This window comes from Serratia sp. CY43202, assembly GCF_052168755.1.
Classification (GTDB): domain Bacteria; phylum Pseudomonadota; class Gammaproteobacteria; order Enterobacterales; family Enterobacteriaceae; genus Serratia; species Serratia bockelmannii.
Window position 1 is genome coordinate 210,231 of record NZ_JBJNMB010000004.1, and the last position, 11,579, is coordinate 221,809.

Below are 11,579 nucleotides of genomic sequence, written 5' to 3' on the forward strand. Positions count from 1 at the left end.
CCTGCGCCGTCCCTTTTTTCGTTCAATTCGCCGCCTGGCGTGAACTGGCCGCGGTGACCGGCGGTGATAATACCCGCTCCAGCACTTCAGCTTCCAGTTCCGCCAGCCTGGCCGAACCTTTGCGGCGTGGCCGCGGCAGATCGATGCTCAGATCCAGTCCGATGTGGCCCTCTTCAATCAGGATCACCCGATCCGCCAGCGTGATGGCTTCGCTGACGTCGTGCGTCACCAGCAGTACGGTAAAACCGTGCTGTTGCCACAGTGTCTCTATCAGCCCTTGCATCTCGATGCGCGTCAGGGCATCCAGCGCCCCGAGCGGTTCGTCCAGCAGCAGCAGGCGGGGGCGGTGGATCAGCGCGCGCGCCAGGGCGACCCGCTGCTTTTGTCCACCGGACAGCGCCGCCGGCCAGTCGCGGGCGCGATCCGCCAAACCGACCGCGTCCAGTGCCTGCAGCGCCGCGTCGTGCCAGTGGCCGCGCAGCCCCAGGCCCACGTTGTCGATCACCGTTTTCCACGGCAGCAGGCGCGCATCCTGAAACATCAACCGGGTATCCTCTTTGGCGGCGGCAAGCGGCGCGTTGCCGCTGAGCAGCGCGCCGCTGCTGGCCTGTTCCAGGCCGGCTAACAGGCGCAGCAGGGTGCTCTTGCCGCAGCCGCTGCGGCCGACCACCGCCACGAACTGCCCGGCGGAAATGCGCAGCTGAATATTGTCCAGCACGGTGCGGTTGCCGTAACGTTTGCCGATGGATTCCAGCGTCACCGGCGTGCCTTGGGCAAGGCGAGCGGGAAGGGTCATAGCGCTTCTCCCTGTTTCAGTTGATAGGCCGGATGCCAGCGTAACCAGACGCGCTCTAGCAGCTGCGCGCCCACGTCCGCCAGCTTGCCGAGCAGGGCGTACAGCACGATCGCCACTACCACCACGTCGGTTTGCAGAAATTCACGCGCGTTCATCGCCAGGTAGCCGATGCCCGAATTGGCCGAGATGGTTTCGGCGACGATCAGCGTCAGCCACATGAAGCCGAGAGCGAAACGCACGCCGACCATAATCGACGGCAATGCGCCCGGCAGCACCACCTGCGTGAACAGGCGAAAACCGCTCAGACCGTAGCTGCGCGCCATCTCCAGCAGGCCGCGATCGATGTTTTTGATGCCGTGATAGGTATTGAGATAAATCGGGAACAACGTGCCGAGCGCCACCAGAAAGATCTTGGCGGATTCATCGATGCCGAACCACAGGATCACCAGCGGGATCAGCGCCAGGTGCGGCACGTTGCGGATCATTTGCACCGAGCTGTCCAACAGACGTTCGCCCCAGTGCGACAGCCCGGTAATAAAACCGAGGATCAGTCCGATGCTGCCGCCGATGCCAAAGCCGATCAATGCGCGCTGGCTGCTGATACTCAAGTGCTGCCACAGCTCGCCGCTTTGGCTCAGGCGCCAGAAGGCGGCGAGCACCGCGCTGGGCGCCGGCAAAATGCGGTTGGACAGCCAACCGGTTTCGACGGCGACCTGCCAGAGGAGCACCAGCGCCAGCGGCAGCGCCCAGGGGGCCAGCCGATACAGGATGCGTTGCGCGTTCTTAGCCATCGGGGCCTCCTCAGCTCTGCGACACTTTTTGCGGAACATAGATGTTGGCCACCACTTCGCCCTGCGGACGCACCGGCTGAAGGCGCGCAGGCGTTTCTTCCTGCGCCAGATCGAGGTGAGGGAACAGCAGTTCGCCGACGCGGTAGGCCTCTTCCAGATGCGGATAGCCGGAGAGAATAAAGGTGTCGATGCCCAGATCGGCGTATTCCTGCATGCGTGCGGCGACCGTCGGGCCATCGCCCACCAGCGCGGTGCCGGCGCCGCCGCGCACCAGGCCGATGCCGGCCCACAGGTTCGGGCTGATCTCCAGGTTGTCCTTCTTGCCGCCGTGCAGCGCCGCCATGCGCCGTTGGCCGACGGAGTCGAAGCGCGCAAAGGCCTGCTGCGCGTTGGAGATGGTTTCCTCATCGAGGTGCGCGATCAGCCGATCGGCGGCGCGCCAGGCCTCTTCGGTGGTTTCCCGCACGATGACATGCAGACGGATGCCGAAACGCACCTGTCGGCCCTTTGCCGCCGCTTTGGCGCGTACTTCCTCGATCTTGTCTTTGACCTGCGCCGGCGGCTCTCCCCAGGTGAGGTACATTTCTACCTGTTCGGCGGCCAGCTCCTGCGCGGCGGCGGAGGATCCGCCGAAATAGAGCGGCGGACGCGGTTGCTGCACCGGTGGGAACAGCAGCTTGGCCCCTTTCACCTGAATATGCTTGCCGTCGAAATCGACGGTTTCGCCTTCCAGTACCCGGCGCCAGATATGAGTGAACTCGGTCGAGGCCTCGTAACGCTCTTCATGACTGAGATGTAACCCCTCCGCCGCCAGCTCTTCCGGATCGCCGCCGGTGACCAGATTGAACAGCGCGCGCCCGTTGGACAGGCGATCCAGCGTCGCCGCCTGACGCGCCGCCAGCGTAGGGGAGATGATGCCCGGCCGCAACGCGACCAAAAACTTCAGCCGCTGGGTGACCGGGATCAACGAGGCGGCCACCAGCCAGGAGTCTTCGCAAGAGCGACCGGTGGGGATCAGCACACCGCCGAATCCCAGCCGATCCGCCGCCTGGGCGATCTGCTGCAAGTAACCGTGATCGACGCTGCGAGCGCCCTGCGCGCTGCCAAGATAGTGGCCGTCGCCATGGGTGGGTAAAAACCAGAAAACGTTCAGGCTCATCGTCAATGTTCCCCCGTATTTATTGCGCGCTTGGGCGCCAGATGCGTTGCGAGATGTCGACCTTCACCGGCACCAACCGGTTGGCGTAAAACAGGTCGGCGGTTTGCTGCTGCGCGGCGATCGTATGCGCATCGAGCGGTGTGATGGCGGTCGGAGGGCGGTGATCCAGATAGCTGGCGATCACCGGTTCCGGCAGCCCCATGGCGTTGGCCAGCAGGGTCACGCTTTGCGCCCGGTCGCTGCGGGTGAGTGCATCGGCCTGGGTTAGCACCGTCAGGACCTGGCTGATAAAGGCGCCATTGGCTTCGACATAGGGGCGCGCCGCCAGATAGAAGGAACCGGTCTGGTTCAGATCGGTGCCGTCGCCGAGCACCCGCACGCCGCCCTGCAGCAGCGCGGCGGAATAATAAGGATCCCAGATAGCCCAGGCATCGACGTTGCCCTGCTGGAATGCGGCGCGCGCATCGGCGGGCGTCAAATAGGCGGGCTGGATATCCGTAAATTTCAGTCCGGCCTTTTGCAGCGATCGCAGCAGCAGGTTATGTGAGCTGGATCCTTTCTGGAACGCGACCTTATGGCCTTTCAGATCGGCGACGGTTTTGATCGGGCTATTTTCCGGCACCAGGATTACTTCGGCCTTCGGTTTGGGCGGCTCAACGCCGACATACAGCAGATCCGCGCCGGCGGCCTGCGCAAAGATCGGCGGAATATCACCGGTGCTGCCCAGATCGATGCTGCCGACGTTCAAGGCCTCCAGCATCTGCGGGCCGGCGGGAAATTCAATCCAACTGATGCGGGTGGCGGGGAAGCGTTCCTCCAGCAGCCGGTGGCTTTTCGCCAGCACCAGACTCACCGATCCTTTCTGGTAACCGATGCGAAATTGCGCCGGATCCTGCGCGACGGCGGCGTTGGCCCAGACCAGCGACAGCAGGCCGGTGAAGGCCGCGGCGCTCAGCCAACGTCGCAAAGCGTTGCGTTGTTTCATTCAGGCCCTCCTTTTCCAGGCATGTCAGGCGGTTTGACGCGCCGTCAGCGGCGAGGCGACGCGCAGCGCGGGCGGTTTGCGGCGGCCAAGCGCCAAATAGAAACTGGCGAGCGCCTCTTCCAACCGGGCGGCCACGGCGTCGGTGAGCGTGGCGCTTTCGCCGGTCAGTTGGATCTGGCTGTCGTCGGCAAACACGCCGTGCAGCACCTCTTGCGCTTTCAGCGCCGCTAGCACCGGTTTCAGCGCATAGTCCACCGCCAGCATGTGGCCGACGGAACCGCCGGTCGCCAGCGGTAGCACCACCTTATGATCCAGCGCGCGTTCCGGCAGCAGGTCCAGCAGGGTTTTCAGCGCGCCGGAGAACGACGCTTTATAAACCGGCGTGGAAATCAGCAGGCCGTCGGCCTGCGCCAGCTGCTCGGCAAACGCCTTGATCGCCGGACTGTTGAAGTTGGCGTACAGCAGGTCTTCGGCGTCAAAGTCGTGCAGGGTATAGGCCGTCACTTCCACCCCTTGCTGCCGCAGCCAGTTCTGACTCAGCGAGAGCAGCGCGGCGGAACGTGATGGGATACGTGGGCTACCGGCCAGTGATATAACGCGCATTGCCACTCCTTATAACTAAAAGTTAGGTTTAATTAGAAAATCAATGGGAAGTGTTTTAAACCTACCAGCAACCGGGCGCGTTGTTTAAATCTCATTTTTTGATTTGGATATGCGCAAAAGCGGATTGGCGCCGATTTGGCGGTGAAGTGGGAAAACGATTGCGTAAAAACGGCTTTTTTTGCCTTTAATCAATTCCAATTAGGCGGGGGATACCGGATAATACGCCCCCGGTTTGCAACCGGGAAATCAGGAGAGTCCATGTACTACCCCCTCATCAGGAAAGCGTTGTTCCAGCTCGATCCGGAGCGCGCACACGAAGTGACCTTTCGTCAGCTCAGCCGTATTACCGGCACCCCATTAGCGTTTCTTGTCCGTCAGTCCGTGCCGACCAAACCGGTCAGCTGCATGGGGCTGTCGTTTAAAAACCCGCTGGGATTGGCCGCCGGTCTGGATAAAAACGGCGAATGCATCGATGCGTTCGGCGCGATGGGCTTCGGCCATGTGGAAGTCGGCACCGTGACGCCGCGTCCGCAACCGGGCAACGATAAGCCGCGCTTGTTCCGCGTGGTTGAGGCGGAAGGCCTGATTAACCGCATGGGGTTCAATAACCATGGCGTGGACAATCTGGTTGAAAACGTTAAGAAATCCCATTTCGGCGGCATTCTTGGGATCAATATCGGCAAGAATAAAGACACGCCGGTCGAGCAGGGAAAAGACGATTATTTGATCTGCATGGATAAAGTTTATCCGTATGCCGGATATATCGCGATTAACATCTCTTCACCGAATACGCCGGGGTTACGATCCTTACAGTATGGCGAAGCGCTGGACGATCTTTTGGCTGCGATTAAAAATAAGCAGCAGGAATTACATGCGCGGCATCACAAATATGTGCCGGTGGCGGTAAAGATCGCGCCGGATCTTTCAGAAGAAGAATTGATCCAAATTGCCGATAGCCTGGTGCGGCATAATATCGATGGCGTGATCGCCACCAATACCACGTTGGATCGAAAATTGATCCAGGGGTTGAATTACTGCGAACAAGCGGGCGGGTTAAGCGGGCGTCCGTTGCAATCACGCAGCACCGAAGTGATCCGTCGTCTCTCCACCGAACTGCAGGGGCGCCTGCCGATTATCGGCGTAGGCGGCATTGATTCGCTGACGGCGGCGCGCGAAAAAATGGAGGCCGGCGCGAGCCTGCTGCAAATTTATTCCGGATTTATCTATCACGGCCCGCGTTTGATTAAAGATATCGTTACCCATATCTAATATTTTTCCTCTCATTTTATTCCGGGGGTTTATTTCTGCCCCCGGCTCGTCTATATTTTGTTCGTTAGCATAAATATCGTTCGCGGAATTATCCGATGTTTAAGCTATTTTATCGGTGATAAAATCGCCTTTTAGGGTGAGTGCGGCATTGGCATAGGCAGCGAGAAGGATACGAAATGAAGATAAAACCTGACGATAATTGGCGTTGGTATTTTGATGCCGAACACGATCGGCTAATGCTGGATTTAGCTAATGGTATGATCTTTCGTTCACGTTTCCCGGCCAAAATGTTAACGCCGGACGCCTTTGATGAATGCGCTTTTTGCGTGGATGACGCCGCCCTTTATTTCACCTATGAAGAACAGTGCAAGCAGGTCAAGCTGAGCCATGAACAGCGCGCCGAGCTGGTGTTGAATGCGCTGGTCGCCTATCGCTTCCTGAAACCGCTGATGCCAAAGAGCTGGCATTTCTCGCAGCAGCATTACCCGCTGCAGCCGAAAAATGGCGAGCTGGCGGCGGTGAAAGTGATGGAGAGCGGCGCGGAAGCGCGCTTGCTGGTGGTGGAGGCCGGGGATAACGCCAGCCTGTGCCTGCTGGCGCAAAATCAGCTGACGGTCGCTGGCCGTACCATGGTATTGGGTGACGCCATCAAGGTGATGCACGACCGGCTGAAACCCTGCGCGCAGGATGAAAGCGCCGCCCCGGCTTACGATAGGGCGGTATAAGGCGGATTACGCCAACGTCAAATCACTTTTCGGGATGCAGCTGCAGCACAGGATGGTGCCGTTGTCGCCCAGCGCGCTTTTCTTCAGGGGCGCGACTTCACCGCTCAACAACGTAATGCGGCAGCTGCCGCAAATCCCGGCGCGGCAGGAGTAAGGTACGCGGATGCCTTGCTGTTCCAACTGCTCGAGCAGGATCTGCTGGTTATTGCCGGTAAACACCTTGCCTTCATATTCGATCGTGACGCTGTGCGCGCTGTCTTGTGGCGCCTGCACGCTCTCTACCACTTTCCCGGCGCCATAAGGGCGCGGCGGCTTGGTCGACAGCACTTCCACCGTATCGCCCACGCGAATGATGCCGCTGTTGCGCGCGATCATATTCTGGCCGAAATCGATGTCGCCGTTGTCGGCGGAGCGGAATTTTTGCAGCGTGCTGAGCGGTTCGCCGCTCGGGTGCTTGCGGCCACGCTCGGTGCTGACGGTGGTGAGCACGCAGCGGCTGCAGGGTTTCACCAGATCGAACATCACATCGCCGACGCGGATCACCTGCCAGCCGTCTTCAGCCCAGGCGGTAGCGCCGCTCACCACCAGATTGGGGCGGAACTGTTCCAGCTTGATGCTGCCGGGGCAACGCTGCTGCAGGTCGTTGAACGAGGCTTGGTTAATCAGCAGATAAGGGTAGCCGTCGGCAAACGTCAGCGGGATTTCAGGGTGTTTCTTGACCCGGCGGGTCAGCTCCGGCCCCAGCCAGCGCAGCTGCACGTCGCGCTGGAAGTAGCCGCTCAGCCAGCGGTTGATCTCATCCGGCGCGATCAGCGCGGTGAAATGGTTGCCCCACACCTCGGTCGGCTGCGGTGCGGCCGCGAAGTCGCTGAAGCGAATAGCGGCGCTTTCACCGTCCGGCGCGGTCAGAAACAGCCCGTCCGGCAACAGCGCCGGCGTGAACAACACCATCTGCGGATATTGGCGCGCGGTAATAAAGGTGCCGTCCGGTTCGGTGATCATAAAGTTGCGGTCAAAGGCCAGACCGCTGCTGCCGACCTGGGCGTAGGAAAGCTGCAAGCCGCGCAGTGATTTAACCGGATGGACGTAGAGTCTGGAAAGCGTGATCACCCTTATCTCCGTACGATGATTAAATAGAAGGGAGCAACTTTATGACAAGCGGTGCGGATTAGCTATAATGCGCAACAATTTTCTTTTTGGTGATAAGTACGATATGAACTCTCTGTTTGCCAGCACGGCGCGTGGATTGGAAGAACTGTTAAAAAGCGAGCTGGAAACGCTTGGCGCTCACGACTGCAAAGTGGTGCAGGGCGGGGTACATTTTCAGGGTGACGATCGTCTTCTGTACCAAAGCCTGCTGTGGAGTCGCCTGGCTTCGCGCATTTTGTTGCCGCTGAACGAATTCCGCGTGCACAGCGACCTGGATCTGTACCTCGGCGTGCAGGCGATTGACTGGCCGAGCATTTTTGGCGTGGATAAAACCTTCGCCGTGCATTTCAGCGGCGTGAACGAAGAGATCCGCAACAGCCAGTATGGCGCGCTGAAGGTGAAAGACGCCATCGTTGACAGCTTCACCCGTAAGCTCGACCAACGCCCGACGGTTGCCAAACAGCAGCCGGACATTCGCGTTAACGTCTTCCTGCAACGCGATATGGCCAGCGTGGCGCTCGATCTGAGCGGCGAAGGCCTGCACCAGCGCGGCTACCGCGATCTCACCGGCCAGGCGCCGTTGAAGGAAAACCTGGCGGCCGCCATCGTGTTGCGTTCCGGCTGGCAGCCGGGCACGCCGATGCTCGATCCGATGTGCGGCTCCGGCACGCTGTTGATCGAAGCGGCGATGATCGCCGCCGATCGCGCGCCGGGCCTGCACCGTCAACACTGGGGCTTCAGCGCCTGGAATGGTCACAACGCCGAACTGTGGCGTGAAGTCACCACCGAAGCACAGGTTCGTGCCCGCCGCGGCCTGCAGGAAACTACCTCTCGCTTCTTCGGTTCCGATATCGATCGTCGGGTGATTGAGATGGCGCGCGGCAACGCCCGCCGCGCCGGCGTCGCCGAGCTGATCACCTTCAACGTCGGCGACGTCGCGCGCTTGACCAACCCGCTGCCGGAAGGCCCGCACGGCACGGTGATCAGCAACCCGCCGTACGGCGAGCGTCTGGAAAGCGAACCGGCGCTGATCGCGCTGCACAACATGCTGGGCCGCGTGATGAAAAGCGCCTTTGGCGGTTGGCTGCTTTCGCTGTTCAGCGCCTCGCCGGAGCTGTTGAGCTGCCTGCAGCTGCGCGCCGAGCGCCAGTTTAAGGCGAAGAACGGCCCGCTGGAGTGCGTGCAGAAAAACTATCAGCTGGCGGCAAGCCCGGCCGGCAACGCTACCGGCGGCGTGCAGGTGGCGGAAGATTTCGCCAACCGTCTGCGCAAGAATTTGAAGAAGCTCGACAAGTGGGCGAAGCAACAAGGCATCGAATGCTACCGCCTGTACGATGCCGATCTGCCAGAATACAACGTCGCGGTGGACCGTTACGGCAGCAAGGTGGTGGTGCAGGAGTATGCGCCGCCGAAAACCGTCGATGCGCAGAAGGCGCGTCAGCGCCTGTTCGATGTGATCAACGCGACGCTGGCGGTGCTGGAATTGCCGTCGAATCAGCTGATCCTGAAAACCCGCGAGCGGCAGAAGGGCAAAAACCAGTACGAGAAACTGGCGCAGAAGGGCGAGTTCTTGCTGGTGGAAGAGTATAACGCCAAGCTGTGGGTCAACCTGACCGACTATCTCGATACCGGCCTGTTCCTCGATCACCGCATCGCGCGCCGTATGCTGGGCGAGATGAGCGGCGGCAAGGACTTCCTCAACCTGTTCGCCTATACCGGCACCGCCAGCGTGCATGCCGGGCTGGGCGGCGCGCGCAGCACCACCACGGTGGACATGTCGCGCACCTACCTGGAATGGGCGGAGAAGAACCTGCGCGCCAACGGCCTGACCGGCCGCCAGCATCGGCTGATCCAGGCCGACTGCCTGTCGTGGCTGAGCAATGCCAATGAACAGTTCGACGTGATCTTCATCGATCCGCCGACGTTCTCCAACTCCAAGCGGATGGAGAACACCTTTGACGTGCAGCGCGATCACCTAGCGCTGATGAAAGATTTGAAACGGTTGCTGCGCCGCAACGGGACCATCATGTTCTCGAACAACAAGCGCGGTTTCCAAATGGATATGGCAGGGCTGAGTGCGCTGGGCCTGGAGGCGAAAGAGATCACCGCCAAGACGCTGTCGCAGGATTTTGCCCGTAACCGTCAGATCCACAACTGCTGGCTGGTGACTCACGCCGGCGAAGGAAAATAATTACTATGTCGTTAATCAGCATGTCCGGCGCCTGGCTCTCTTTCAGCGATGCGCCATTGTTAGACAACACCGAAATTCATATCGAAGACAACGAGCGCGTGTGTCTGGTCGGGCGCAACGGCGCCGGCAAATCCACGCTGCTGAAGATCCTAGGCAAAGAGATCCCGCTGGATGACGGCCGGGTGATCTACGAACAGGATCTGATCGTGGCGCGTCTGCAACAGGATCCGCCGCGCAATATCGGCGGCAGCGTATTCGACTTTGTGGCGGAAGGCGTCGCGGAGCAGGCGGAACACCTGAAGGCCTATCACGCGATCTCTCACCTGGTGGAAAGCGATCCGAGCGAGAAAAACCTGGCGCGCATGGCGCAAATCATGGAGATCCTCGATCACCAGGGGCTGTGGCAGCTCGACAGCCGCATCAGCGAAGTGCTGCTGCAGCTGGGGCTGAACGGCGACGCCGAGCTTTCCTCGCTGTCCGGCGGCTGGCTGCGCAAAGCGGCGCTGGGCCGCGCGCTGGTGAGCTCGCCGCGCGTGTTGTTGCTCGACGAACCGACCAACCACCTGGATATCGAAACCATCGACTGGCTGGAAGGCTTCCTGAAAGAGTTCGACGGCAGCATCGTCTTCATCTCGCACGACCGTTCGTTTATCCGCAACATGGCGACGCGCATCGTCGATCTGGATCGCGGTAAGCTAGTTTCCTGGCCGGGCAACTACGATCTGTACCTGCAGAGCAAAGAAGAAGCGCTGCGGGTGGAAGAGCTGCAAAACGCCGAGTTCGATCGCAAGCTGGCGCAGGAAGAGGTCTGGATCCGTCAGGGCATCAAAGCGCGCCGTACCCGTAACGAGGGCCGCGTGCGTGCGCTGAAGGCGCTGCGCGTCGAGCGTTCAGAGCGCCGTGAAGTGATGGGCACCGCCAAGATGCAGGTGGAAGAGGCGACCCGTTCCGGCAAAATCGTATTCGAGCTGGAAGACGTCAATTATCAGGTTGGCGAAAAAGTGCTGGTGCGCGGTTTCTCCGCTCAGGTGCAGCGCGGCGACAAGATTGCGCTGGTGGGGCCGAACGGCTGTGGCAAAACCACGCTGCTGAAACTGATGCTCGGTCAGCTGAAAGCCGACAGCGGCCGCGTGCACTGCGGCACCAAGCTGGAAGTGGCTTATTTCGACCAGCACCGCGCCGATCTCGATCCTGAGCGCACGGTGATGGACAACCTGGCGGAAGGTAAACAGGAAGTAATGGTCAACGGCCGCCCTCGCCACGTCTTGGGCTACCTGCAGGACTTCCTGTTCCACCCGAAGCGAGCGATGACGCCGGTGAAGGCGCTGTCGGGCGGTGAGCGTAACCGCCTGCTGTTGGCTAAGCTGTTTCTGAAACCGAGCAATCTGCTGATCCTCGATGAACCAACCAACGATCTTGACGTCGAAACGCTGGAGCTGCTGGAAGAGCTGATCGACGGCTATCAGGGCACCGTGCTGCTGGTCAGCCACGATCGTCAGTTCGTCGACAACTCGGTGACCGAGTGCTGGATTTTCGAAGGCAATGGCGTGATCAAGGCCTTCGTCGGCGGTTACTACGATGCGCATCATCAGCGCGCGACGGCGAAACCGATTCGTCAGGCGGCGCCGAGCGCGAGCAAACCGGCGGCGGAGAAAAAGGCCGAACAGCCGAAGAAAGCGGCGGCCAAGCTGAGTTACAACCTGCTGCGTGAGCTGGAACAGCTGCCGCAGCGGCTCGAACAGCTGGAAGCGGAAATCGAAGCGCTGCAGGCGCAGATGAGCGATGCCGACTTCTTCACGCGGCCGCACAGCGAAACGCAAGAAGTGCTGACGGCGTTGGCTAACGCCGAGCAGGCGCTCGAGCAGGCCTTCGCCCGTTGGGAAGAGCTGGAAGCGATGAAAAACGGCTGAC

At 60.5% G+C, this 11,579-nt stretch carries 10 protein-coding genes; 4 read left to right on the forward strand and 6 right to left on the reverse strand.

Annotation, left to right across the window (positions count from 1 at the left end; genetic code table 11):
- Positions 1–22 precede the first annotated feature (22 nt).
- From ssuB to ssuE, 5 genes are read right to left on the reverse strand one after another with little or no spacing between them, the layout of a single operon-like run.
- On the reverse strand, positions 23–796 hold the full coding sequence (ssuB, locus tag ACJ8J5_RS10135; RefSeq protein ID WP_025302296.1) for an aliphatic sulfonates ABC transporter ATP-binding protein: 774 nt from the start codon (positions 794–796) through the stop codon (positions 23–25).
- The gene (ssuC, locus tag ACJ8J5_RS10140) at positions 793–1,587 is read right to left on the reverse strand and encodes an aliphatic sulfonate ABC transporter permease SsuC (RefSeq protein WP_414104600.1); all 795 of its coding nucleotides are present in this window, start codon (positions 1,585–1,587) and stop codon (positions 793–795) included. The genes ssuB and ssuC overlap by 4 nt, the downstream gene beginning before the upstream one ends.
- A gap of 10 nt (positions 1,588–1,597) precedes the next feature.
- Positions 1,598–2,746, reverse strand: a complete 1,149-nt coding sequence (gene ssuD, locus ACJ8J5_RS10145; RefSeq protein WP_414104601.1) for an FMNH2-dependent alkanesulfonate monooxygenase — start codon at positions 2,744–2,746, stop codon at positions 1,598–1,600.
- A gap of 19 nt (positions 2,747–2,765) precedes the next feature.
- Positions 2,766–3,731, reverse strand: a complete 966-nt coding sequence (locus ACJ8J5_RS10150) for a sulfonate ABC transporter substrate-binding protein (RefSeq protein WP_049295343.1) — start codon at positions 3,729–3,731, stop codon at positions 2,766–2,768.
- Between the two features lie 24 nt (positions 3,732–3,755).
- On the reverse strand, positions 3,756–4,334 hold the full coding sequence (gene ssuE, locus ACJ8J5_RS10155; RefSeq protein ID WP_043137622.1) for an NADPH-dependent FMN reductase: 579 nt from the start codon (positions 4,332–4,334) through the stop codon (positions 3,756–3,758).
- A 258-nt stretch (positions 4,335–4,592) separates the two neighbouring features.
- Between ssuE and pyrD the strand changes: the two genes are divergently transcribed.
- Positions 4,593–5,603, forward strand: a complete 1,011-nt coding sequence (gene pyrD, locus ACJ8J5_RS10160; protein WP_019454516.1) for a quinone-dependent dihydroorotate dehydrogenase — start codon at positions 4,593–4,595, stop codon at positions 5,601–5,603.
- A gap of 176 nt (positions 5,604–5,779) precedes the next feature.
- A complete protein-coding gene (locus ACJ8J5_RS10165) occupies positions 5,780–6,328 on the forward strand; it encodes a cell division protein ZapC (protein WP_004928171.1) in 549 nt (182 codons plus the stop codon).
- A 6-nt stretch (positions 6,329–6,334) separates the two neighbouring features.
- Here the strand turns inward: ACJ8J5_RS10165 and ACJ8J5_RS10170 are convergent, their stop codons facing one another.
- Positions 6,335–7,438, reverse strand: coding sequence for a YcbX family protein (locus ACJ8J5_RS10170; RefSeq protein WP_004928168.1), 1,104 nt, complete (start codon positions 7,436–7,438; stop codon positions 6,335–6,337).
- Between the two features lie 103 nt (positions 7,439–7,541).
- On the opposite strand from ACJ8J5_RS10170, the gene rlmKL reads away from it, so the two are divergent.
- Both rlmKL and ACJ8J5_RS10180 read left to right on the forward strand, forming a co-directional pair.
- On the forward strand, positions 7,542–9,668 hold the full coding sequence (rlmKL, locus tag ACJ8J5_RS10175) for a bifunctional 23S rRNA (guanine(2069)-N(7))-methyltransferase RlmK/23S rRNA (guanine(2445)-N(2))-methyltransferase RlmL (RefSeq protein WP_142002247.1): 2,127 nt from the start codon (positions 7,542–7,544) through the stop codon (positions 9,666–9,668).
- A gap of 5 nt (positions 9,669–9,673) precedes the next feature.
- Positions 9,674–11,578, forward strand: a complete 1,905-nt coding sequence (locus ACJ8J5_RS10180; RefSeq protein ID WP_025302303.1) for an ABC transporter ATP-binding protein — start codon at positions 9,674–9,676, stop codon at positions 11,576–11,578.
- The last annotated feature ends 1 nt before the right edge of the window (position 11,579 follow it).

Excerpts from the sequence above, each read along its gene's own strand:
- ssuB (WP_025302296.1), bottom strand. The coding sequence starts at position 796 with ATGACCCTTCCCGCTCGCCTTGCCCAAGGCACGCCGGTGACGCTGGAA.
- ssuC (WP_414104600.1), bottom strand. The coding sequence starts at position 1,587 with ATGGCTAAGAACGCGCAACGCATCCTGTATCGGCTGGCCCCCTGGGCG.
- ssuD (WP_414104601.1), bottom strand. The coding sequence starts at position 2,746 with ATGAGCCTGAACGTTTTCTGGTTTTTACCCACCCATGGCGACGGCCAC.
- ACJ8J5_RS10150 (WP_049295343.1), bottom strand. The coding sequence starts at position 3,731 with ATGAAACAACGCAACGCTTTGCGACGTTGGCTGAGCGCCGCGGCCTTC.
- ssuE (WP_043137622.1), bottom strand. The coding sequence starts at position 4,334 with ATGCGCGTTATATCACTGGCCGGTAGCCCACGTATCCCATCACGTTCC.
- pyrD (WP_019454516.1), top strand. The coding sequence starts at position 4,593 with ATGTACTACCCCCTCATCAGGAAAGCGTTGTTCCAGCTCGATCCGGAG.
- ACJ8J5_RS10165 (WP_004928171.1), top strand. The coding sequence starts at position 5,780 with ATGAAGATAAAACCTGACGATAATTGGCGTTGGTATTTTGATGCCGAA.
- rlmKL (WP_142002247.1), top strand. The coding sequence starts at position 7,542 with ATGAACTCTCTGTTTGCCAGCACGGCGCGTGGATTGGAAGAACTGTTA.
- ACJ8J5_RS10180 (WP_025302303.1), top strand. The coding sequence starts at position 9,674 with ATGTCGTTAATCAGCATGTCCGGCGCCTGGCTCTCTTTCAGCGATGCG.